The sequence below is a fragment of the Idiomarina aquatica genome, from assembly GCF_004362895.1.
Taxonomy (GTDB): Bacteria; Pseudomonadota; Gammaproteobacteria; order Enterobacterales; family Alteromonadaceae; genus Idiomarina.
Window position 1 is genome coordinate 161,438 of record NZ_SNXI01000005.1, and the last position, 23,736, is coordinate 185,173.

Consider the following 23,736-nt stretch of genomic DNA (forward strand, 5'->3'; position numbering starts at 1 on the left):
TCCTCGCCGATGGCTTACGTGCAACGAGTGATGCCAAGTGATTATAACCATAAACAGCCGCCAACATCGGGCTCAACATATAGCCAGAAAGTTGAACACCCAAAAATAAAGAAAAAATGACAAGTCCTATTAAGATAGCAACATAACTTAGAATAAAGCGTATCAACGCACGCTGTGTATTCGTCAATCTGGTCCTGCTCATCTAGTCGCCTTTTGTCTAAACCCGAGGGATTTATGGTTGTTATGTAAAAAATATGTGGAGTAAAGCCTACTATCTGAGCCAACCTTCATCAACATGATCTTTTTTGCACTTAGACACGTTTAAATTTTTTTTTACTACACATGTTATTCATGCCACTGTCTATTGTATGGTTAAAACGCGATTTACGTTTGCACGACCACGAGCCGCTACAGCGGGCTATAGCAGCCGGTCAGCCCGTTTTATTGGTATACGTATTTGAACCTGACATGGTCAATGATCCGCACTTAAGCGAGCGGCATTTTCGTTTTATTACGCAAAGCCTGGATGACCTCAGGCGTCAGTGTCCGGATATCGCGCTGTGGGTAAAACGTGCGCCGGTTTTAGAGGTGTTAAAAGCGCTGCACCAGGAATTCGGTATCTCAGCACTATTTAGCCATCAGGAAGTCGGCCTGGATTACACCTTTAAACGTGATCTCGCGGTTGCTGAATGGTGCAAAAACCGCGGCATTGATTGGTCAGAGTCGCCAACCGGCGCCGTTGTCCGCGGCTTAACTCATCGCAGAAATTGGGATAAACACTGGCATCAGGTGATGCGTGCTAAAGCCCAGCATCCCGATGTAAATAATGCCCAATGGTTAATTGATGTGCCGACATCAGACACTCTGCCGACCGAATGGCAGCAACCCGACGAAAATTTTCAAACCGGTGGCGAAACTAGCGCCTGGGCAACGCTTAACGACTTTTATGCCGGCCGTGGCCAGCATTACTTCCGTCAGTTATCCAGCCCATTAACCGCCGAAACAGCCTGCTCGCGGCTGTCACCCTATTTAGCCTGGGGTAACATCAGTTTACGGCAGGTTTACCATACTGTGCTCAAGTCATGGAAACGTCCGGGCTGGCGGCGCACGCTCATGGCTTTCAGCTCCCGACTGCATTGGCATTGCCACTTTATTCAAAAATTTGAGAGCGAGTCCGAAATGGAATTTCGTCATCTTAATCCCGGCTATAACGATATGCCACTCACCACCGGCGACCAGGCACAACAGCACCTGAAAGCCTGGCAACAGGGGCAAACGGGTATACCAATGGTTGATGCTTGTATGCGCTGCCTGCAGACCACGGGGTATATTAACTTTCGTATGCGCGCCATGCTGGTGAGCTTTTTGACTCATCACCTGGCACTCGACTGGCGCTTGGGGGTTACCCATTTGGCACGATTATTTTTGGATTTTGAGCCCGGTATCCATTATGCCCAGTTTCAGATGCAAGCGGGCGTTACCGGTATTAATACCATTCGGCTCTATAACCCCATTAAACAAGGGCAGGAAAAAGATCCCGAAGGGCAATTTATCAGTCGCTGGTGCCCGGAGCTGGCAGAGTTACCGGTAAACTTTATTCACCAGCCGTGGGAACTTACCGCCATGGAACAGCAACTCTATGATTTTAGCCTGGGAAAGGATTATCCTGCCCCCATTATCGATGTCGATGCGGCGGCAAAAACGGCCCGCGACAGACTCTGGAGTTGGCGTAAAAAACCACAAGTTCTTGCGCATAAAAAACGGATACTCAATCGCCATGCCGCACCAAAAACAAAATTTACCCAGTAAAATTTGCCCGGTTTGTGAGCGTCCTTTTGTTTGGCGCAAAAAATGGCGGGATTGTTGGGACGAGGTGAAGTATTGCTCCGAACGTTGCAGACGACAACGCCACAAGCAGACGAATTAAAGCTGTTTACTCATTATTAAGCGGTCTTCGTCCTTGCCAAGGTAGTCAGCAACTTCGTCAAGCACACTAAAGCCGGCTTTTTGATACAGAGCTACCGCTTTGGTGTTAGTTGGCGCAACACTCAGTTCCATAGTCTCATAGCCCTCTTGTTTGGCAACGACCATACTGTGTTGCAACAGCGCTTTGCCCAGCCCCAGCTGTTGGAAGTCTGTTGCTACCAATAGTGACATCAGCATCACGCGTTGTGGATCCAGTGGCACCATCATACTGTACCCCGACGCAACGTCATCGTTCTGCGATACCAAAAGCAACTGCGGCCACTGCCGATAAGCCTGGTAAAACAACAGTTCTGGATACCCTTCGGCACCATAAAGCTGCCGCTCATAAAGCGACAGCTTGTGCAGATCTGTAACCTCCGCCAACCGAATTAAACTGCTCATTGCTGAGTATTCGGAATGATTTTCAGCTCGACCCGACGGTTTTGCTCACGCCCACTGGCCGTATTGTTGTCAGCAATCGGCTGATTTTCGCCATAGCCATAGGTCGTTAAGCGGCGCTGATCGATACTATTACCGACCAGATAGTTGCGTACTGCCATAGCGCGATTTAGCGACAACTGTTGGTTGTAGGCCGCATCACCCGTGCTATCGGTGTGACCCTCAACCATCATGGTGGTTTTTTCGTATTTTTTCAGCACTTTAGCTACGTCATCCAATACCGGATAAAAGTTCTGTGAAATACTGGCACTGTCCGTTGCAAAGGTAATATTACCGGGTAACTGCAGGCGTATATTGTCACCTTCGCGAATAACCTGTACGCCACTACCGGATAATTCGTCGCGGAACTCTTGCTCCTGCTTATCCATGTAGTTACCGATGGCGCTGCCGGCCAAGGCCCCTACTGCAGCACCCCATACATAGCGGCTTTTATCATGGTCGCCAGTACCCTTACCAAGTAACGCACCGGCTACCGCACCAATTGCCGCACCTTTTTGAGTATTGTTCATGTTGGCACAACCGGCAACAACAAACGACGATAATGCAGTTACTAAAATCAGTTTTTTCATTGCGACACTTCCCTCTTGCCTAAACTGATAATCACTTTAGCATAATCAAAAATTTTCGCTGTAATGGTTTACAGCATCTTTACAGATATTAAATTTTAGTCGTTGTCACGCGCTACTTAGCGACTCATTAGGTCCGCTTGCAGATCCCAGTCAATCTCTTTACCCATGTCATTAACAGGCACATCGCCGGAGACTGCAAATTTGCGTGGCATTTCAGCATCATCAAGCTTTTCTGCAAGCCACGACTGCACCTGGGCGATCAATGCTTCCGTCGGCATATTCAACGCTTGTTGCTCAGCCACAATTAGCGCTTTTAAACCGCTGTCACTGTCACTTTCGATTAATCGAACCCGCGCCTCTTTAATACTCGGATGCTCTGCCATCAGCGCAGCGATGCGCTTAGGGTAAACGTTATAGCCGTTAACTTGTACGGCATGGTCCTTGCGCGCTAGCGGTTTAAAATGACGCTCGTCACGCCATTCAAGGTCATCCGGAACTGCAACGCTGTCATTGGTCGAAATATCGACGACATGCTCCAGATCACGGCGCTGCCAACGTGGCAATAATTCATACCAACCGTCGCGCATAATGCGCACGCCCAAGCCCGACGTCTCGCTACTGCCATAGACTTCGATTATTTGACTCAAGCCCTGCTGGTGTAACTGTTGTAAAACATCTGACGCCACCGGCCCGCTGGAACAAACCGCATGTGCTTGTTGCGGGAAGCCCACATTGGCTTGTGCTAACTGTCGATACCAACCCGGGAAGCCAACTAAAAGGTCACCGTTAGCGAGTCGCTGACCCTGCGTTAACGTGAACGCCTTTAACCCTCTGATGACGGGTACACTCATCACTTCCGGTAATAACACAGAAAAGATAAAGCCATAGATATGGTGAGGGGGAACGGCACTTATAACACGCTTTATCTGTGCATCGTTGTCACCTAAGTTATCACCTAAATAGCTCGCAAAATATTCAGCTTCACGGTAAAGGTCATCCCAGCGCTGGCTACATTTCTTAGGCTGTCCGCTCGAACCTGACGACGAGAAGGTAATATCCTTGCTGCCCTGCTCTCTGCTGGTCTGTACCACCTCAGCCCACTCGCCCAAACTAGACACACGGAGCAAGTAATCTTCCAAACCAGTACTATCCAGCTGAAAAAAGTCAACCACGCGACTGGCAATCGACATCCACTCAAATGAGTCTACTTTAACTTCGTTATCATTGCCCTGAGCACGCGACGCGGTAGTGATAATCGTATCTGACTTCCACTGACGCCCCTTCCAGAGCTGGCTGTCTTTTTTACGGATCTTTGCCAGTTCATCGGCCGTCAGCGCGCCGATGATGGCAATAATTGAAGCCTGCGATAAGGTACTCATTACAGACGCTTAACAAAAACCCAGTAGCTATCGCCTGACAAGGCTTTCTTCATGTGTACTTTCACTTTAGTCGGCTTCATTTCATAATCGAAGGTGTATTCGAACATGGTGTTTAAGTCACCGTTCTTAACACCCTCATCAAACTTACCTTTAAACTCTTTACTGTTCGTACACGGCGCTACGTCAGTAAAAAAGTTCTTGCCCACTACCGCTGATGGATCACGGCCGGTGATATCACCTTCGGCAGCGTTGTACTGAATAATCTTGCCGTTGCCATCCAGTTGAATAGCGCCAAATGCAACGTCATCTAACTGACCGTTATCCATCGACGCTAGTTTATTTTCGATATCGTTAGATCCAAACTGCACGATTTCCATTCAATTCTCCTAATTTTGCGAATGCTCACCTTCTTTTAGAAGAACGGTTGCCATTTAGATCAGCGGTTAAAGGAAATTAGTTTGATTTATGATCGCGATTTTTGCCTAACCCGGCACTAATTGTCATTTGCAGCGCGTCCGCAGGCTTAAGATCGATAGATTCGACGCAATTTTTCGGCACCATAATCATATAGCCACCCACGTTGTAACTCATCGGTAAAAATACCGCGACTTGATCATCGTTGAGCATCTTCGAGAGGCGGTCATCGTCGTCACCACTTTTTTTCGTCACAATGCCAATGAGACGAGTTTCACTGTTCGGCAATGTCACCAACACCACCGACTCTTCAGCAAAATCTTTACCCGACATCATCTCAAAGACATCGTTAACGGTGCCGTATAGACTACGCAGCAAAGGCAACTTGTTCATCAACATACCAGGCAGTTGCCATACCCAGTTCATAAAACGCCAACGGGTACTAAAACCGATTAATACGGTTAACACCAAAAAACTGATAAATGCCAGTCCCGGAAAGTAATAGGTCTCGCCCAGTACCGCCTTCCAAATAGGCGATAGCCAGGTTTCTATTGTTACCAATAGCCACTGCACCAGGTAAACGGTGACAATAATCGGCAACAGAATCGCAAGTCCTTTTAATAACGACTGAATAATAATTTTCATGGCAATGAGTCCGTCCTCTGACGAGTTGCTGTTACTATAAACCTTGGTAAACGCTATCACTGAAACCACGGATTTGCATGGAATTTACTGATACCTTGTTATCATTTGGCTATTTAGGTCTGTTTTTATCGGCCTTTATTGCTGCCACTTTGTTGCCGATGGGCTCAGAAGCGGTACTGTTGACGCTGGCTTACCAGGGCGGCGAGCCATTAAGCTTGCTAGCCGTTGCCACTACCGGTAATGTACTGGGTTCCTGTGTTAATTACGCTATCGGGCGCTGGGCTCATCATCGACTGGTTAACTCCCCTGCAGATAAGAGCCAGCAACGGTTAAAGCAAGCCGAGAAGGTTTTCAATCGTTTTGGCTGGTGGTCATTACTTTTTGCCTGGCTGCCCATTATCGGTGATCCACTGACCTTGGTGGCGGGCGTATTAAGAACACCAGTCAGTTTATTTATCGTGCTGGTAACACTAGGTAAATTCGCTCGTTATGCGGTTGTTTTAAGCTTGGTGTAACCAAAACACATATTTTAGAGGACGTTGCTATGAAAGCAGTCATTCTTGACGCCGACTCATTGGGTGAAGGCATTGATCTGTCGCCTCTCGAACAACAGGTTGATGAATTGGTATGTCATCCACTAACCGCGCCGCACGAAGTTAACCAGCGCATAGCTGATGCAGATATCGTTATCACTAACAAAGTGGTGCTCAACGGCGATACGCTGCGCAATGCTAACCAAATTAAACTTATCTGCGTGCTCGCGACGGGGATGAATAACATCGATCGCGACACCGCCAACGAGCTCGGTATTGCAGTAAAGAATGTCGAAGCTTACGGAACTCCCAGCGTGGTTCAGCATACCTTGATGATGATGCTGTCATTGGCAACAAAAATGCCGGTTATGCAAAAACGTATGGCGGCGGGTGACTGGCAGCAGTCACCGTTATTTACCTTGCTGGATCCGCCGACCTATCAACTGGCCGGCAAGCATTTAGTTATTGTGGGCTCAGGCGAACTGGGACAAGCAGTAAAAAAACAAGCCGAAGCATTGGGTATGCGCGTGACCTTTACCGCTCGACCGGGTAAAACAGACGACTCGCGCCCAAGTTTTGACGCACTTTTGCCTGAAGCTGACGTTATTTCGTTTCATTGCCCGCTAACCGAGGACACAAAAGGCTTGCTTAACCGCAATAATATCAAGCATTGCCAGCCTCATACTTTAGTCATTAATAATGCCCGGGGTGGCGTTGCTAACGAGCACGACGTACTGGAGGCATTACGGAAAGGCCAAATTGGCGGCTATGCAACGGATGTTCTTCCGCAAGAGCCGCCAAAAGACGGTCATCCGTTGCTAGATGCGTTAAATGAGCCCTTGAACCTCATTGTAACGCCGCATAACGCCTGGACCTCTCCGGAGGCACGACAACGCATTATTGAATTAACGGCTGAAAATATCTCAGCGTTAAAATGATAGCCTTCTTACTACTGATAACGGCTTAACTCGTGAAAAGTAACGCGAGTTAAGCACGTTGTTTATAGAAGTTGCGAACCCCGCCACCAATATGTAGTATCAATAGCAACGGCAGTATATAAGCACCCAACACCTTGTGCACTTCCTCTACCGGCTCATGAATCCATTCGATAACTCTTAAGTCAAATGATACGGCAAACCAACCAAAAACTGACAGCGACTCATTTTCAGTAAATAAATACAGTGGTCCCGTTACAATTAACACCAGCATTGTTAATAGCAGAGCGTAATGAAGATATCTGGCAACCTTTTCGGTGAGAGTGTGGGCCGGCTCAGGGAACCCCTGATACAGTCGTAATACACTGCGCCAGCCTATTAATAAGAAGGCAAAAAAGCCAACACCGATGTGGGTCGCTTCAGAAAAATGTTTTACCTCCCGAGAGTCGGCAAAAAACATCATAAACCCGAGTGTCAGCATGACAATAACAGCCATTGCGCCTAACCAGTGCATTGTGCGCGACAATGGCGAATAATGCCTATCCATAATGTTACTCCTTCTAGTCATTGACTTCAGAGTAACAGGACAATATTAAGCCAACATTAAGGCTGTCTGGAGATTACAGGCTTTTCAACCGATGCTTGATCAACCTCAACTTTTGCAACAAACCAATCGTCTTCAAGCGCAAGAGTCAACTTTAACCCTAACTGTTTGGCTAAATTACTGACAATACTCAGACCTAACCCAGCGCCTTCTTCCCTCAGCTGACCACCACGATAAAAACGCTCGGTCAGCCGCTTAGCGTCAACGTGGTGAGATTTTTCAATACGATTGCGTATGGTAAAAAGAGAGCCATCACAGTTAATGTCAATCGACGACTGAGGTGCTGCATATTTAATCGCATTATCAACAAGGTTACTGAATAACATCGTTAGATAACGCTCTTCTGAGCGCCATAAGACGGTGTCGGGAAGATTCACATCCATCACTAACCGCCGCAAATCAGCCCACTGGTAATAATCTGAAATAACCTGCCGAAGAATAGCGGCAGCATTAACCTGCTTCCAATGCTGCGGCGGTAGTTCCGTCTTGGAGAGTAAAAGTAGACTTTCGACCAGACTTACTAATCTATCCGTACTGGCTAACAGCGATTCCAGCTCTTCTTTTTGCTGCTGAGTTGAAGCTTTTTGCCACTGATTCTGCAACTGCGCTTTTAGGCCTGCCAGAGGGGTTCTGAGCTCATGCGCGGCATCTGCAGAAAATTGTTTTTCCCGCAGGAATGTTTGCTCAATACGCGTCAGATAATGATTTAACGCGCCTTTCACCAACGACACTTCCTCAGTGTCATTCGACTCAACGAACGGCCTATAATCGTCTGAGCGCTTGCGCCTAAGTGCTTCTGCCAGCCTTCTGAAGCTGGCAAAGTTTTGGTTTATGGTCCACCAACCTAACCACAACATTAATGGCAATAAAGTTAAGATAGGCACAACCATATCGGTCGTCAGGTCACCGCGTATTTCAGAACGAAATTCATCTTGCTGCAAAAGAAGAATGCGATAGTCTCTAGCCGGCGAACTCAAACCGAAGCTATGCCAAAGTTCACTATCTACCGTCTTAACTGAAAAGCCTTCTTTAAAAGGGATAACAGAGGGGTCCAACGAACCTTCCGTTTGCATTATGCGCTTGCCGTTAATCGTCTCAATACGATAGGAGAGCTTGTCTTCGTATGAATGCGCATTGATACGACTAATGGTTATGTCACGCGCTACACTAGCTCCATCACTTGGCAATAATGCCAATAGGGTTTTTGCCTGCTGAACCATCTCTGCATCAAATAACTCATCAACCTCGTGACTTATTTCCGCGTAAATCCATCTGGCAGACACCGTTGCGCTTAACAAGTAAACCGCAGAGACAGCAACAAGGATTCGCCGGCGTATGGAGTTAAGTTTCGTTTTTACCCTACTCGTTAGCCACATGCTAAACGATATCCTACGCCGCGAATGGTCTGAATCCATTCTTTATTGCCTAGTTTCTTTCGTAGGTTGTGGACATGCACTTCCAGAGCGTTGCTCTCTAACTGTTGTTCGTTACGAAACACAACCTGCTCTAATTTATCACGACTATGCACGCGCTCAGGTGACGCCATCAATGCGCGTAATAGCTCAAACTCCCGTCGGGATAAATTAACCGGTTGCTCTTGTGCCCATACCTGAAAGTTTGACTCATCAACGCGGATAGGTCCGACAACTAATTCCGGGGTAGCATAGCCTCGTTGGCGTCGCACCAGTGCGCGCAAACGTGCCCCGAGTTCATTCATATCGAAGGGTTTGACCATATAATCATCCGCGCCGAGATCTAACAGTTTGACGATCTCCGAACTGTCATCACGGGCAGTCAGCACTAATATCGGCATCACTTGCCCCTTTTTACGCAGTGCCGACAGCACCCGACTACCATCTAAGTCCGGTAGCCCTAAATCCAGAACCGCCACGTCATAAGGTATGCGCTGGCTCTCACTAATAGCGGCAGCACCGGTTCGTACCCATTGCACTGAAAATTGCCGTTCAGACAAGCCGATTTCAACGGCCTGTCCCAACATGGCATCGTCCTCTACCAACAATAAGTCCATGCACTATCCTTGCTATTATTTTTCGCCTTTAATTCGCACCAACAGCTGTTTAATTTCCTCTCGCCGAAACTCGTCCGCGAGCGGTCTCTCAGGTCTCGGTGCTGCTGCGAGTGCTTTATTAGCATAATTTTCAGCTTTTATATAATCGCCCTGTTCGAACCAATAATCGGCGTAAAAGTAATTCGGGTCAATGCCATCCGGATTTATTGTTAAGGCTTGTTCTAACAGTTCCTGCGCTTTGTCCTCATCGCCAAACCCAAACGGCCATCCCGGTACCTTATAATACAGCGTGCCCAGCGACGCGTAGGCCGAACCGTCCAGTGCAGTAGGTTCTAAATCAAGGGCTTTCTGCAGCGATTTACGCGACTCTTTTGCGAGACTCAATGCGCCTAAGCCACCTTTAGCCCCGGCATACGTACTTTTTATAATACCCAGCCAAATATGTGCAGGCGCTGAATTGGGCTCCTGTGTTACCCATTGCTGGGCATCAGCAACTAATTGCTCGAACGCTTTTTCCTGAGCATCGTCTTTTAGTTCATAATTGACCGTTGCCCAGCGTTGTTGCAGGTCATGCAACCGTTGCTGACTGTTGTCACTAAGATCCAACGCGGTAGAAGATACCGGCAAGCTTAAGAAGCCGGCAACGACCAGGGCAGTAAAGTTAATTTTTTTCATGACGGTATTCCTCGATGAGTTGATACAACATATTTCGTGTTTTGCCTAAACTGCGACTCACTTGTTCCGGCCATAGCCCGTTTAAACGCACCAATAACCGCTCCGGCCAACCGAGAGTTTGCAGTAACTGTTGTCGCTCAATTTGTTTAACTAATTGCTGCGCAACCTGTTGCGGCTGATCTTGTGGTGTATTAAGACGCTGATTTAAGCGATTTAGTACGCCGTGATTAAGCGACGTTTTGATAGCTCGTGGCGCTGCATACATGACGCGTACGTCAGATGGTTTTAATTCGCGTTGCAGGGCTTGCGTAAAACCACGCAAACCAAACTTACTAGCGCAATACAACGCTTGCCCCGGAAAACCTATAGCACCGAATACCGAGCCCACGTTTAATGCCCAGCCCTGCTCATTACTAAGCAACGGTAACAGCTGATGGGTCAGCGCCACGGGCGCGGTTAAATTGGTACTAATAACTAGCTCGATATCCTCTGCAGACGCATCCCGGAATAATCCCTCATGCGTTACTGCAGCATTATTAATAAGCCCGGTCAGAGGGCGCGCCTGTTGCTGTATGAACTGGTATAGCCGCTGCCGTTCGCCGTGTGCGGTTATGTCAGCAACAAAGGGAGTCTGTTGCAGCCGGGATGCCAATGCCTCTAGCTTTTCCGCAGACCGCCCCACCAAAATTAAGCGCGCCCCCTTCTTGCCAAGCGCTTCTGCCAGCGCTTCGCCCAGCCCTCCGGAGGCCCCCGTTAACACGATCGTTTGCCGGGACCAGTCGATGGTTTTCATGCTGACTCTCCGGCCAATTCAGGTAACGCCCGGAACATGTCACCGTAAAGTCTATAGACATGCTTTGCGGTCTGGATAATGACCTGTTGTGCTTTTTCATCAGTGATTTTATTCATCAGCTGTTCAAAGAAGTGAACGTGTTCGAGGTCAAGGTCGCCATGGGATAACAGATAGCTGAAAGCCGAATGAGGTAATCCCAGCGCTGATTTTATTTTACCCGCCGCTTGTGTCGCCAGCTTGACGCTGGTCCCTTCCAGTACATGCGCCATACCAAAAAACGCCGCCGGATGATCATTATCTATAGCCTGATAAACCAATGACACCATCGCCTGTGTTGCAGTGTGCGGTACGCTGCTTTGGGCAAGCTGCACATCACCACCTGCCGCTTTAATATCATTGAGGATCCAACGTTCGTGACCGTATTCCTCATTGATATACTCAATAACCGCTTTACGTAACCACTCATCATTGAACGAGAGTCTGCTACCACAACGCATCAGTAGCGGCGTGGTGTGCTTAACATGATGATAGGCCTGCGTTAAAAACGCACGATAGCGATCCAATGTAATGTCACCTTGCAAGGCCTGCTGAATTGCCGGTGCGTTCAGTAAATAGCGTTGTTCATTCTGCGTTTGGTCACATAAGGTGTTAAAAAATTTCATCACGTACCTCGTTAATCGATGAGTTATGTTGAGCACCAAAAAGCTGTTGCGCTAATGTCTGGAGAGCCTGACGCCGCAGGCGCCCGGTTCCTGTTAACAAGCCATTGGTTACAGTAAAAGGTTCAGTCAGTTCTATGTGGCGCTGAACACGGGCATAATCCGGCAACAGTCGATTAACCCGATCAACCGCAGCATCGGCCTGTGCTTTGGTAGTGGAAGGCATTAATACCAGTAAGGCGGTCAAAGGCATTTGTTCATCGCCTATAACAGCGCTCTGATAAATACCCGGCTGGCTGCACAACTCAGACTCAATCCACTCAGGATCAATATTGCGGCCATAGTCGGTCACAATAATATGCTTGCGCCGGCCTAATATTGTTAGCCGGCCCTGGTCATCAAATTCGCCCAGATCACCGGTATAAATTTGGTTCGGAAACCAACTGCTTTGATCATTCCAGTAACCCAACATGGCATTGCCTTGCACGACCAATTCACCGTTATTCAGCGTTACCTGAGCATGATTTAGCGGTTTACCGACAGTTCCCGGAGCAATTGACTCGGGTGCATTAAGTGCCACCACCGAACCGAACTCTGACAGGCCATAGCCCTGTACGATGGGAAGTTTTAACGCTAATGCCCTGTGCTCCAACGTGCGGCTTAAACGCGCACCGCCTACGGCCAATAACTTAAACGATTTGGCATTGATGAAGCCGCGCTCCACACCGGTAACCACGGCATCCAGCAAGGCCGGCGTCAGGATTAAACTATCGGGCTGATATTGCTTAAGCGCCGCGAAAAAGGACTCTAACTGCAGAGATGACGATCCTTTTAAACCGAGTGTCTCGCTACTTAACAGCACCACTTCGGCGCCTAGCCATAACGCCAGATAAACGCCCGCAACGTTTTCCAGTAAAACTGCGAGCGGCATAATAACCAGATGCCGTTTAACATCAGCACCAGCAACTCGTTCGGCTAGCGCTGCCACCGTGGTTAATTGGTTCTCGACCGAAAGGCACACGCCCTTAGGATCTCCAGTACTTCCGGAAGTAAAGGTAACCTTGCTGGTAGCAGGTGGCAGCGGCTTAGCGGAATTGGCTTGTTGCTGTAAATACTGTTGTTGTCGTTGACTAAAAAATGGCGGTATCGGAATACAGACTTTATTGGCCAGCATTAGCGCTAAGTCTTCTATCACCCAAGCCATTGGTTCAGATACGTCCAGCAGGAATATTTGCTGCGACTGTTGATGTAGTTGCTGCGCCCGCAGTTGAACCAATCTTACCAACTCGGCATAACTCAGTTGTTTAGTCTCTGAGCGAATTGCAATGGCGTTGGGTTTGGCCTGCGCTTGAGAGTGCAAGCGTTCAAATAGCGCGTTCATACTCTGGCCTCAGGCAGTTTGGTCGCAACAGCCACTGGTGTTGTCGCCAGTTGCTCAAACGCACTGCCTTGCGTTAACCAGCCGGCCAGCACAACCGGTTGGTGTTGATAATAGCTTCCCCAGAGTTCTCTTACTGATTCTGGTAACGCACTTATTTGTGCTGTCTCCAATGCAGTCAAGGCAACACCCATGCGGCGAAAATATTTCTGCAAAGCACGGGTAGCAGTAAAAATAACCGCGCTGCGCTGGATATTGCCCAATAGCTTAACCACTGCGCCAAATAAATGCGGTAGGTAACTTGCTGCCAGTGCCGCCATGGAGCCGACTTCGGCTAGTTTTTCTGCTGCAGGTAATGGTCGGCTGCTCACTTGGTACGCGTGCAGTGGCTGATTCAAATACGTTTGCGAAAATAAACGTTGCTCATCGGCTAATTGCACCCCGCATGCGGCTACCAGCACCTCATCATCAAACACGGCAACCAATAAGCGCGGCAGTGTTCGCAGGCAGGCATTAAAGTTCAACCAATAACGGTTACAAATAAACGTTTCTACCTGCTCACGTAACGGATGGTCCGGCAAGATCCAGCAGTGATGCATAGCGATACTCCTTAAGTCAGTCGAGCGACTGCAACAGCGTCAATGGCATCACTTTATTAATCGAGGCTTAAGGAAAACTTAAATTGGGTTTAAGAATTGTGGTTTGTGTAGTGGGTTAAAAGTTCCAATTTATTTATTAAATCAGAAAAACAAAATACTTATCCAGGTTATCATCAACAGTAACAAAGCAAAAAATACCGCTGCTGAGGCGATATCTTTGGCACGCCCGCTGAGTTCATGGAATTCAGCGCCAACTCTGTCAACAACGGCTTCTACTGCAGAGTTTAATAACTCAGTAATCACCAGAATAAATAACGTCATGAGCAGTAATAACCGCTCAGCGGTTGATGCATCAACGAGGAATGCAACCGGAACCAATAACGCACAAAGCAGTGCTTCTTGCCGAAATGCAGCTTCATAGCGCCAGGCGGTTTTAATCCCTCTTAGCGAGTTAAATGTTGCTTTCCAAATGCGCGTCACACCGGTGTAACCTGATTTCATGCTCTATCCTTTAATTGCATTACCTGCAAGGCGTATAGATATTATTAAAACAGTCTTAAGATTATCTTAAGACTTGCCTGTTAGCGTCGTCTTTCTTTAATAAAGAGAAAGACTTGTTTATATGCGCGCAATAAAAAACTTAAGCCGCTCGCTGGCACTATTTAAACCACTAGGTTATTTCACCGTAATCGCGTTGGTGCTGTTAAGCGTGTCACGCCTAATTCTCGCGAGCCTTTATGTCAATCGTGTCGAAAATGCTGTCAGCTGGTCAGAGTTTTTTCTATTGGGCCTTCGTGCCGATATCATACAAGTCGGCTACTTTACCCTCATCCCCTTGCTGGTTTTATTGCCGTTTATTACGATCTTGCACAAACCTGCGGCGCAACGCTGGTGGCGACGGCTGCTTACCCTTTGGGTATTATTCTATACACTCATCTTATGGTTTATGGAAGTATCCACGCCGGCATTTTTGGCGCAATACGATACCCGCCCTAACCGTCTGTTTTTTGAGTACCTTGCGTATCCTAAAGAAGTTTTTTCAACATTAATCCACGGTTTTGCCGGATGGCTTGCTGCTGGTATTGTGTCAACGCTAATCTTTATTGTCATTAGCTATCGTTGCTGTCGAGCAACAGAGTATCGCTTTAAACCGCGTGCTGTGGGTCGTCGATATGTCATGTTAATATTGCCTATACTCGTTGTCAGCTCGGTATTGGGTATTCGCTCAACATTGGCCCACCGCCCTGCAAACCCCGCTTTTTTTGCCGTAACGTCAGATGCGATGGTAAATTCGCTTATCCTGAACTCAACCTACACCGTTGAATATGCGCTATATAACTTAAAGCACGAAGCCGCAGCAAACACGGTTTATGGCGATCTAACGCCCGATCAGGTGGTCGAGGAAATCAGGCAGACACCCCATTTAAAACAGCAAGAATTTCCATTTACTGACTACCCTACGGTGCACTATCAACAGGCCACACGCACGCGCTCGCGCCCCTTGAACATCGTCATAATATTGCAGGAAAGTCTAGGTGCTACATTTGTTGAGTCGCTCGGCGGTCTGCCCGTCACACCTAATCTTGAGCGCTTAAAACAGCAAGGTTGGTGGTTTGAGAACCTCTACGCGACGGGGATTCGTTCGGTGCGTGGTATCGAGGCCGTTATTTCCGGATTTTTGCCAAGCCGGGCCCGCTCAACCGTTAAACTATCGGCTTCACAACGGCAATTTTTCACCCTCGCCGATTTACTTAAGCGAAAAGGCTATCAAACCGAATTTATCTATGGCGGCCAATCACACTTCGACAATATGGCCAATTTTTTTGTTGGCAACGGCTTTGACTCGATCATTGATCAAGATGATTACCCTAACCCTAAATTTGTTGGTAGTTGGGGCGTCAGTGACCAGGACTTACTGAATAAATTACACCAACGGTTATCGCAAACGTCAGCTGATAAACCTCAGTTTACCCTGGCTTTTACCTCTTCCAACCACGAGCCTTTTGAGTTTCCTGATGATCAAATTGTACTTGCTGAACAACCCAGGAACACGGTTAATAATGCGGTTAAATATGCCGACTATGCATTGGGCGAATTTATTAATCGCGCACAACAAAGTGACTATTGGGAGAACACCTTGTTTTTGATCGTTGCCGACCATGACACGCGAGTTTACGGCGATGAACTGGTTCCCGTTAGCAAGTTTCACATTCCGGGATTAATCTTAGGTGCAGACATCGAACCCCGAAAAATTTCCGCTGTTAGTAGTCAAATAGATCTTGCACCGACGATGTTATCATTGGCAGGTGTCTCTGCTTATGTGCCAACCGTAGGGCAAGACCTGAGTGCGCCAACGATGCAGCCGGCGAACCGCGCAATGATGCAGTTTGGCGATAATTATGGTTGGCTCGAACGGACTAAAAGCGGTGAGCAGTTAACCGTCTTACAAGTTGATCGTTCGGTACAAAAATTCGAATATAGCCCATCGTCACATAGGTTAAAGCCGATACAGCAACGCCCAGACGCAATACAAATAAACAAAATCACCGCGTATGCCATGCTACCGTCAATTCTCTACCAACAGCGCGCCTATTTTGTTCCCGAAACGGCAATTGCTAGTCAATAAAAAAGCAATTTTTGCCGGCACGCTTAGCACGGTATAGCTGGCGATCGGCCTGTCGGATAACATCTTCAGCGGGCCAATCTGCCGCCAGAAGTGCTGCGCCCATACTGACTGTAAGCACATGGGGTTCAGTCGCTTTAAACTCATGTCCAATAGCTTGGTTGACGACACATGTGCGCCAAGCCTCCAATAGTCCACGAACCTCATTGATGTCACACGTGGGGATAATCGCAGCAAGCTCTTCACCACCGTACCGGTAAACTCTAAAATCAACGTTCTTACTCAGGCAACCGGCAATTTTCTTTAATGCCTGATCGCCCGCTTCGTGACCATAGTTATCATTATACGGCTTAAATTCGTCGATATCTGCCATCATTAAGTAGGCCGGTTCCCCGGTTCCGATAGCTGCGGCCAGATCCTGATCAAATGCGCGACGATTAAACAGTCCGGTCAGGCCATCTAAGTGCGCCAGGGCATCTAATTTTTTGTTGGCTTCGGCCAATTCTGCTGTGCGCATCTCGACTTTTCGTTCAAGCTCGTTCTGCGCCTTAATAAAACGTGATGCCATCGTTTTAAAGCCATCCAGCGCCTGCTTTACTTCGCCGCGTGCGTTAATATCAGCAGAGCGATGCTGCAGCGCTTGCTGATAGTCGCTGCGCCCCATCATCGACGCCATCGTTGCAACTTCCTGTAACGGTTTGGTTATCTCGCGGCGAATCAGCCAATAGGTCATCAGCAGGATTAACAAGACTAAGCCAACCCCGGCAAAGATTAAACGCACGGGCAATACCATTGCCTCGGCACGAATTTCTGCTAATGGATAGAGGGTTACATGCCACCAATCGGGTCCTTCAATCTTATCGATGATCAACAGCTGCTCTTCAACACCACGCTCAATAACAACCGGCAATTGGGTAAATGAATTTGCATTAATAACCTCACTGACCGCTTGATAAATCGGTTCCTGATAGGTGTCTTTTGTCAGTGTGCTGCGACTTTGCATGGCTTGCTGCGACAAGTTGGACGCCGCTATCAAGTCACCCTTAGCATTAAGTACCAGATGTTCAGAGCTTGAACGTTTTTTTGCGGTTAAATCTTCCAGCAAGCGACCTAATGCCACATCAAAGCTGGCATTGACTAAATGCTGACCATTACGATCCACCGGGTGCTGGTAGGTGATAGTCCAGACATCGGCTGAAATATCATAATATAAGCCGGTCCAGTTAGGCCGTCGTTCAGGGTTTTTACTTTGTAAGGTCGACTCCACTACCGAAAAGTCCGTAATAACCAAGTCCTTATCGGCCAATAACCCCCAGGGCGACTCTTTTGAGTACATGACAATAATATTTTCAGGCATCGAAAAATGCGTATTACCGACCACGTTTTGCCATGCCGGTCCTACCGCATCAAGGGTATGCTGCGCTGCGATCACGCGAGTTTTTAGTTCGTCTGTTAGCGGCTGCGTGCGCGGACCTATAAATGCGCTCAAATGTTGAAAATACTCACCGCTTTGCAAGGTACCCTGATCAAACTCAGGTTTAAGTCTGAGCACGCCTGGTGATGTTTCCTGATACCAACGATCAAACTGTGCAATTCGTTCAGATTGGTTTTGCATCAGCTGGTAGCGCTCTAAAAACTCTTCACTGAGCACTTCAGCATGCCTTTCGATACGTTCAAACAGCACCTGGTTGCGCTCTAACGTCGGTGCTAGATCCTGTTGCATCAGGTCGATGACGCGTTGCCGGGCGTTTTGGTAGGTTGCGGTAAAAGTAACCGCTGAGGCGATAATGACAATTGAGATTGCCCACAAGCTGATTTTTACCAGTAATGCGGTGGTCAGTCGCTCATGCCGTTGTAATCGTCGATGTTGGTGACGTCGTTCCATTTAGAGCAATCGTTATTTTTCGCTTAACTTAACAAAAGTTTTAAGCTGATGCTATCATGCACATAAAAATAACAATAATTTATAGGTAAGCACAATGAAAGAAATCAAGTGGGGTTTAGTTTTTATCGTCGCCATCATCGTTTGGATGGTCATCGAAAAAGCAACCGGATTACACGGCGAACACATTCAATATCATGCGGTATTTAGTAATGTCTTCGCTATTGTTGCTATTGTTATCTTTATTTTTGCATTGCGCGATATTCGCCGGGCGCAGCCTGAAGGTCCGGTAACCTGGCTAAAATTATTCCTGGCCGGGATAAAAATATCGGTGGTTATTGCGGTACTGTCACCACCAACACAGTTCCTGATTCATTCCGTTATTTCGCCGGAGTTTTTCCCCAACATGCGTGAGTACGCCATTACTTCTGGCATGATGAGTGAAACTCGCGCCAACGAGTACTTCTCGTTAGCCGCTTACATGTTTCAATCGGCAGTGTTCGCCTTTGGTATGGGCGTGATTACCAGCGCCGTCATTGCGTTTTTCTTAAAGCGGAAGTAGCAGGCTTACCGCCAACGTTCGATTTTTTGAAGAACTCATCACTTTACGCGTTTTAGCCGGAGCCATAGTAACACTGCACTTACAAGTAAGCCGCCGTTTATCCATATTGCGGCAGGCTGCGCAAGGTTAACCCCAAACATGACAACATGAACGGTAACCAATACCAACAGCATAGTAATTGTCGCCATTAAAAACTGCTGCGTTACTTGCTGTGGCTGTTTGCGCCAGGCGCTGTAGACAACGCTAAGCAACAGCATCGCCCAGAATGTCAGCGTTGCAGAAAACCCACAGAGTAAACTAACCAATGCCGCCAGCGTCATTGCCATCGGTGTTCCCCAAACTATCGCGGCCCAGTAATCATTTAACGCATCGTCATGCTGACGTTTTTTCAGCCATATATTAACGCCCGACACACAGATAACAGTCAATGCCAGACCCAACACGCCATAAACAATCTTCATCCATTCGCCGGCAAAATGACCAAAGTGCAGGCGGTAGACCGAGAAGATAGCCTCCTGACCCGTTTTGCCATCAGCATAACCGACCGCATCAATATAGTTACCCATGGCGTCAAAACGATATTGTTCGGAATAGATTAATTTGTCGTGGTGTTGAGCACCCATCAGCAAATATTGATCAGCCTCACCCGGACGCTCAAAGGTAATAAATAGCGGTTGCGCTTGCGGCGCTACGCGTTTAAGTTCTGTCAACGCACGCGGTAAATCCATCTCCCCATCATAGCTTTCGACCTCTGGGGTTGCACCGAAAACATCCGCAAATAAGGCCATTTCATCGCCTTTGTACTGTGTCTCAGCATAAAAATTCGTCATCAATAAGGCCAAGCCAAAGTAGGCTCCGGTCAAGGCTATCATCAAATGAAACGGCAGCCCCCAAACGCTCAGTCGATTATGCAAATCCGCTTCACCCTGCTGGCCGTTACCGCCCCGGCGCCAACGAAACGCGTCTTTAAACATACGGCGATGCGCAAACACGCCGGTCAGGATCAAACCGGTCAGTAGTGCTCCGAATACACTAACCACGATCATGCCGAAGCTGTGGGGTAAGTGCAGCTCCGCATGTAACTCAGCAATCATGTTGGTAAACGGATGCTGCTTTGGTGGACCTAAGGTCCCGTCTTCATTGATATACCAGGACTGTCCATTGGCATTAATATATAACCGCGGAATATCCACGGTCGGTAAGCGCATCGTGGTCAGACCCTGAAATTGATCCTGCTCAGCTAATACCTGTTCGTAGGCGCGCTGCAATGCAGCGGCATCATACTCCAGGGTTTCCTCAATGGTAGGCTGTTCCCATCGAGTAAGCTCCTGGCTGAACACCGCAAGTGTACCCGATAAACAAATCCAGTATAGTAACACCGCACTTAACAGCCCGAGCCAGGAGTGGCTTTTAAGTGAACGTTGACTAAATGCTCGCGTTATCGAAAAGTTCATCGGTAAATACCCCAGCTACACAACGCAACAATTGCTACCATTACCAGTATCGGCCGCCACCAGCGACTATCTGCCAGCACCCAAAAGCTAAAGCCAGCCCAGACAACCGGCATGATATAAATTCCAAGCGCCATCAAGTCGACGCGAGCCCACGGCAATAAGCCCGTCACAAGTGTCGTTGACTGCATCGCAGTCAGGCCAGCCAGCGGTATCGTTGCCAATGCCAACACCAGGTGTTTAGGTAATGCTTTGGCCGCCGCACCAAAGTTTAACGGTAAGCGGGGTCTGCCGGGAGCTGCTTTCAGTGGCTTATTCTGGCGATTTAACACTACCAACAGCCAAGCTAACGGCGACAGCGCTAACAGCGCAAAGCATACGGCAAAGATAATACCGTGTGAAATTGCCCATAGCGGCACACTGGCTGCTAAAAGTATCCACCCCAATAACGTTAATAAGGGGTGTGAACGTGATTGGCGCCAGCAATAATAAAGCAGCGTCACTGACGCTGCTGCAAGGGTAATGGCAAGCAGTGAAAACACTGACATTCCTTAATCTTTAAAGTAATAATTAAAAATCGACTGAGACCGATAACTTAACATTACGAGGCTCGCTTAACACCAGGTAATTTGAGCCCGGGAAGCCACCAACCGATGCCCAGTAATTCTCGTCAAATAGGTTTTCTACACGCAACAGTACATCTATTTCGGTTACACCAACCAGAAAGCTATAGCGCCCGCCTATGTCCCAGCGCTGCGATGAGTCAACAGTATACTGATTTGCCGCGTCGGCATATTGCTCACCGGTGTATATTGCACGCGCATCTAACGTAAGTCCCGGTAGCGCTTGCACATCCCACTCGGCATTTACATTGACCTGAAGATCCGGCACACCAATGGCATCATTACCGTCGTAAATCCCATTTTGCGTGCGCGATTGTTCCGCATCCGTGAACACCGCCCCTCCCAGTAGTCGAACATGGTCGGTCAGCATCCCAAAGGCCGAAAACTCAATACCCTGGTTGGTCTGTTCGCCGCTTACCGTAAAACGATTATCCACAATCAGTGAGCTGGGCTTTTTGGTCGAATAGGCACTCAGCGTGCCACCAAACCGACCGCCATCATATTTAACGCCCGCTTCGTATTGTTTGCTGCGAAACGGCTCAAACACCTCGCCGGCATTCTCAATAGCAGTTCCGCCGCTATTTGCCGGTGCAATAGCGCCCGGCTGCAAACCCTCGATGTAATTTGCGTATAACGACCATTGCTCGCTCGGTTTTACCACGATACCGGCCATTGGTGTTAAGCGCGAATCATCGTAGCCAGACAGCGGCGCGCCGGTATTATAGTCATAGCTCTGCGTATCAATCGTCTGCTGCCTTGCACCTAACGTCACCAGCACCTTATCCTGGTTAAAAGATAAAATATCAGCAATTGCAAAGCTTTGATTATCCGCGCTCTCGGTAACTAACGGCGCCGCCAGGTCACCACCAACAAAAAAGTCAGCGGCCGGCTGTGGCGCCGTTTGTGGTTGATAGAGATTACCGGCAAATCCTGCGAAGGAAGAGAACGCATAAGCGTTTTCAGAATCGGACGAAAACCAAGAGCCGGACAATACCAGTTGATGGTTAATAGCCCCAGTCACAAATTCACTGCGCAAACCCAGCTCGTATGAGCGGACATTGTCTTCTCGCACATTATCGAAACGATACGCGCTAAAGTTTCCGTCAGCAGTGGCTGTCGGGTTAGCAAGCACGTTATCCTCTTTGCCGTTTCGAAAACCGGCTGCCACCCATGACGTCATCGCCGGTGTTAGGTCATATTCCGCTCGCACCGCACCAAACAGCTGGCGTTCAGTGGAAAATGTCCAGCTTTGCGCAAAGTTAACGTCAGCTTCCGGTGGCTCAGGTATTTCTGCAGTCGGCGTCACGCTTGGGCGCGGCGCGTCAATTTGGTGATCCTGATAGCCCAGGTCCGCCGATAAGCGCAATTTCTCGCTATCGTAATCAACACCCAGAGATACCACCGATAAATCCCGATCCTGGTCCTCAATCGCTGTTTCACCATCGCGTTCAACAACATTAACCCGCACGCCCGTGCTTTCGTTTTTATCACCAAAGCGGCGTCCAATATCAACCGCACCGTAAACATGGCCATTGCCTTCAACACCGGTGGTTAAGCGAGTAAGAGGCTGTTCACCCGCTCGCTTCGGAACCACATTTACCGAACCACCTAGGCCACTCCCACCGGGTGCGGCGCCGTTCAAGAAGGTGTTAGCACCACGAAAAACTTCTACGCGTTGCAATAGCTCAGCCGCAACGTACTGGCGCGGCAAAATGCCATACAATCCGTTGTAAGTCATATCGTCCGAATAGACCGGAAAGCCGCGCAAAATATAAACTTCCTGGAAGTTGCCGAAGCCTTTAGCGACTCTGACTACCGGGTCATTTTTCATCACGTCGCCCACGCTAACCGCCTGTTGGTCACGGATTAGCTCTTCGGTAAAGTTTAATGCACTAAAAGGCGAGCTCATCATATCCAAGTTGCCAAGAATGCCGGCGCGACCGCCGCGCGCAACCTGACCACCAGGATACACATCATTCAGTTGCACTTGTGAGCCATCAACTTTGATACGCTCAATCGCAACGCTATCATCAGCGGTTTCTGTTGTGGGCTGTTCCGACTCCTGTGCCACGACCGTCAACGACAACAAACTAGCAGCAAGGGCAAGCGACAAACGTGACAATGAAAACGAACCAAAGGATGACATGACACAACTCCGTGAAGACAATCTGAAATTGCGTAAATGCTATTCGTTCTTATTTATATTTGCAAGTAGGAATTATTCTTATTTCACTTTGCCACTAACATAAAACCACTGACCGTTTTCACAGATGAAATCAGATAGTTCTTCCATAAACCCGACTTCGCCCTGTTCGTTGTAAAATGCACGGAAGTGAACCTTTCCACTATCGCCATTTTGTTCGCTGCTGAGTATCTGCAGTTTTACCCAGTGCGGTTGGTCATCAAGGTTTAATGTTGTCGGTCGAGTTTTCGGGTGCCATGTTTTAAGCAGATACTGCTGCAGTTTCTGCGCAAACGCAGAGTAACGCGAACGCATTAATTGCTCGGGTGTTTGCGCTAGTTGGGTGTTTTGGTGCAAGGGTTGGCAGCATGTTGAATAGCCCTTTGAACTGCCACATGGGCATAATTCATTTGAGGTCATTATGGTTGTACGCCTGTCTTAAGGCTTTTTAGACAAATACTGCTCGGCCCGTAACCACAGTTCGGACGGCAGACACTCCAGCGTATCAGCAATTTTCATCACTGACGAGACGGATGGATTAGCCGTGCCCCGCTCTACCCGGGAAATAAACGAGCGCGCCATGTCAGCACCGTTTGCGAGCTGTTCCTGCGACAAACGCTGCTCGACACGCTTAACTTTTACCGCCATACCAAAAGCTGTCTTAATATCAATTGCCATAAAATGAAATATAGAAATAAATTATAGTTATAGTGACATTAAAAGCCTGTTTATAGAACACTCAATGAGATACCGCTTGACTCATATAATCATCAGTGC

At 48.1% G+C, this 23,736-nt stretch carries 26 protein-coding genes; 6 read left to right on the forward strand and 20 right to left on the reverse strand.

Annotated features, from left to right (window positions below):
- Positions 1–351 precede the first annotated feature (351 nt).
- Positions 352–1,809 (forward strand): FAD-binding domain-containing protein, encoded by a 1,458-nt coding sequence (locus DEU29_RS05950; RefSeq protein WP_133539338.1) that lies wholly within the window; start codon positions 352–354, stop codon positions 1,807–1,809.
- Entirely contained in the window at positions 1,778–1,927 is a 150-nt protein-coding gene (locus DEU29_RS05955; RefSeq protein WP_133539339.1) for a DUF2256 domain-containing protein, read from the forward strand. Before DEU29_RS05950 ends, DEU29_RS05955 begins: the two co-directional genes overlap by 32 nt.
- Here DEU29_RS05955 and DEU29_RS05960 read toward each other — a convergent pair.
- From DEU29_RS05960 to DEU29_RS05980, 5 genes are all read right to left on the reverse strand, one after another.
- On the reverse strand, positions 1,924–2,367 hold the full coding sequence (locus DEU29_RS05960; RefSeq protein WP_133539340.1) for a GNAT family N-acetyltransferase: 444 nt from the start codon (positions 2,365–2,367) through the stop codon (positions 1,924–1,926). The genes DEU29_RS05955 and DEU29_RS05960 overlap by 4 nt on opposite strands.
- Positions 2,364–2,993, reverse strand: coding sequence for an OmpA family protein (locus DEU29_RS05965; protein ID WP_133539341.1), 630 nt, complete (start codon positions 2,991–2,993; stop codon positions 2,364–2,366). The genes DEU29_RS05960 and DEU29_RS05965 overlap by 4 nt, the downstream gene beginning before the upstream one ends.
- Positions 2,994–3,109: 116 nt before the next feature.
- Positions 3,110–4,372 carry an AMP-binding protein gene (locus DEU29_RS05970; protein WP_133539342.1) on the reverse strand — a complete coding sequence of 421 codons (1,263 nt, stop codon included), beginning with the start codon at positions 4,370–4,372 and terminating at the stop codon, positions 3,110–3,112.
- Positions 4,372–4,749, reverse strand: coding sequence for a photoactive yellow protein (gene pyp / locus DEU29_RS05975; protein ID WP_133539343.1), 378 nt, complete (start codon positions 4,747–4,749; stop codon positions 4,372–4,374). The genes DEU29_RS05970 and pyp overlap by 1 nt, the downstream gene beginning before the upstream one ends.
- A 76-nt stretch (positions 4,750–4,825) precedes the next feature.
- Complete coding sequence (locus DEU29_RS05980) at positions 4,826–5,431, reverse strand: DUF502 domain-containing protein (protein ID WP_133539344.1); 606 nt, start codon at positions 5,429–5,431, stop codon at positions 4,826–4,828.
- A 77-nt stretch (positions 5,432–5,508) separates the two neighbouring features.
- On the opposite strand from DEU29_RS05980, the gene DEU29_RS05985 reads away from it, so the two are divergent.
- Positions 5,509–5,946: a YqaA family protein gene (locus DEU29_RS05985; RefSeq protein WP_133539345.1), complete on the forward strand. Its 438-nt coding sequence runs from the start codon at positions 5,509–5,511 to the stop codon at positions 5,944–5,946.
- 29 nt (positions 5,947–5,975) lie between these two features.
- Positions 5,976–6,902 carry a D-2-hydroxyacid dehydrogenase gene (locus DEU29_RS05990; RefSeq protein WP_133539346.1) on the forward strand — a complete coding sequence of 309 codons (927 nt, stop codon included), beginning with the start codon at positions 5,976–5,978 and terminating at the stop codon, positions 6,900–6,902.
- Positions 6,903–6,951: 49 nt separating this feature from the next.
- Here DEU29_RS05990 and DEU29_RS05995 read toward each other — a convergent pair whose 3' ends face one another.
- The 9 genes from DEU29_RS05995 to DEU29_RS06035 all read right to left on the reverse strand — a co-directional run bounded on the left by DEU29_RS05995 (position 6,952) and on the right by DEU29_RS06035 (position 14,137).
- A complete protein-coding gene (locus DEU29_RS05995; protein ID WP_133539347.1) occupies positions 6,952–7,446 on the reverse strand; it encodes a cytochrome b in 495 nt (164 codons plus the stop codon).
- A gap of 56 nt (positions 7,447–7,502) precedes the next feature.
- The gene (locus DEU29_RS06000; RefSeq protein ID WP_243734493.1) at positions 7,503–8,879 is read right to left on the reverse strand and encodes a histidine kinase dimerization/phospho-acceptor domain-containing protein; all 1,377 of its coding nucleotides are present in this window, start codon (positions 8,877–8,879) and stop codon (positions 7,503–7,505) included.
- Complete coding sequence (locus DEU29_RS06005; protein ID WP_133539348.1) at positions 8,870–9,532, reverse strand: response regulator; 663 nt, start codon at positions 9,530–9,532, stop codon at positions 8,870–8,872. Before DEU29_RS06005 ends, DEU29_RS06000 begins: the two co-directional genes overlap by 10 nt.
- 15 nt (positions 9,533–9,547) lie before the next feature.
- Positions 9,548–10,207, reverse strand: a complete 660-nt coding sequence (locus tag DEU29_RS06010) for a tetratricopeptide repeat protein (protein WP_133539349.1) — start codon at positions 10,205–10,207, stop codon at positions 9,548–9,550.
- A complete protein-coding gene (locus tag DEU29_RS06015; protein WP_133539350.1) occupies positions 10,194–11,000 on the reverse strand; it encodes an SDR family oxidoreductase in 807 nt (268 codons plus the stop codon). The genes DEU29_RS06010 and DEU29_RS06015 overlap by 14 nt, the downstream gene beginning before the upstream one ends.
- Positions 10,997–11,662 carry a TenA family transcriptional regulator gene (locus DEU29_RS06020; RefSeq protein ID WP_133539351.1) on the reverse strand — a complete coding sequence of 222 codons (666 nt, stop codon included), beginning with the start codon at positions 11,660–11,662 and terminating at the stop codon, positions 10,997–10,999. Before DEU29_RS06020 ends, DEU29_RS06015 begins: the two co-directional genes overlap by 4 nt.
- Entirely contained in the window at positions 11,649–13,040 is a 1,392-nt protein-coding gene (locus DEU29_RS06025) for an AMP-binding protein (RefSeq protein WP_133539352.1), read from the reverse strand. The genes DEU29_RS06020 and DEU29_RS06025 overlap by 14 nt, the downstream gene beginning before the upstream one ends.
- Entirely contained in the window at positions 13,037–13,636 is a 600-nt protein-coding gene (locus DEU29_RS06030; protein WP_133539353.1) for a thermostable hemolysin, read from the reverse strand. Before DEU29_RS06030 ends, DEU29_RS06025 begins: the two co-directional genes overlap by 4 nt.
- A 141-nt stretch (positions 13,637–13,777) precedes the next feature.
- The gene (locus DEU29_RS06035) at positions 13,778–14,137 is read right to left on the reverse strand and encodes a diacylglycerol kinase (RefSeq protein ID WP_133539354.1); all 360 of its coding nucleotides are present in this window, start codon (positions 14,135–14,137) and stop codon (positions 13,778–13,780) included.
- Positions 14,138–14,258: 121 nt separating this feature from the next.
- Here DEU29_RS06035 and DEU29_RS06040 point away from each other — a divergent pair, with 121 nt between their 5' ends.
- Positions 14,259–16,262, forward strand: coding sequence for an LTA synthase family protein (locus tag DEU29_RS06040; RefSeq protein ID WP_133539355.1), 2,004 nt, complete (start codon positions 14,259–14,261; stop codon positions 16,260–16,262).
- On the opposite strand, the gene DEU29_RS06045 is transcribed toward DEU29_RS06040, so the two are convergent.
- Entirely contained in the window at positions 16,252–18,144 is a 1,893-nt protein-coding gene (locus DEU29_RS06045) for a diguanylate cyclase domain-containing protein (RefSeq protein ID WP_133539356.1), read from the reverse strand. The two genes, DEU29_RS06040 and DEU29_RS06045, sit on opposite strands and share 11 nt — an antisense overlap.
- Before the next feature lie 94 nt (positions 18,145–18,238).
- Between DEU29_RS06045 and DEU29_RS06050 the strand changes: the two genes are divergently transcribed.
- A complete protein-coding gene (locus tag DEU29_RS06050; RefSeq protein WP_133539357.1) occupies positions 18,239–18,703 on the forward strand; it encodes a DUF4199 domain-containing protein in 465 nt (154 codons plus the stop codon).
- A gap of 38 nt (positions 18,704–18,741) precedes the next feature.
- Here the strand turns inward: DEU29_RS06050 and DEU29_RS06055 are convergent, their stop codons facing one another.
- The 5 genes from DEU29_RS06055 to DEU29_RS06075 all read right to left on the reverse strand — a co-directional run bounded on the left by DEU29_RS06055 (position 18,742) and on the right by DEU29_RS06075 (position 23,637).
- A complete protein-coding gene (locus tag DEU29_RS06055; RefSeq protein ID WP_133539358.1) occupies positions 18,742–20,157 on the reverse strand; it encodes a PepSY-associated TM helix domain-containing protein in 1,416 nt (471 codons plus the stop codon).
- Complete coding sequence (locus DEU29_RS06060; RefSeq protein WP_133539359.1) at positions 20,154–20,702, reverse strand: hypothetical protein; 549 nt, start codon at positions 20,700–20,702, stop codon at positions 20,154–20,156. Before DEU29_RS06060 ends, DEU29_RS06055 begins: the two co-directional genes overlap by 4 nt.
- Before the next feature lie 22 nt (positions 20,703–20,724).
- Positions 20,725–22,923 carry a TonB-dependent receptor gene (locus tag DEU29_RS06065; protein ID WP_133539360.1) on the reverse strand — a complete coding sequence of 733 codons (2,199 nt, stop codon included), beginning with the start codon at positions 22,921–22,923 and terminating at the stop codon, positions 20,725–20,727.
- A gap of 78 nt (positions 22,924–23,001) precedes the next feature.
- A complete protein-coding gene (locus DEU29_RS06070; protein ID WP_133539361.1) occupies positions 23,002–23,379 on the reverse strand; it encodes a YchJ family protein in 378 nt (125 codons plus the stop codon).
- A gap of 18 nt (positions 23,380–23,397) precedes the next feature.
- Positions 23,398–23,637, reverse strand: coding sequence for a helix-turn-helix domain-containing protein (locus DEU29_RS06075; protein WP_243734495.1), 240 nt, complete (start codon positions 23,635–23,637; stop codon positions 23,398–23,400).
- Positions 23,638–23,736: the final 99 nt, after the last annotated feature.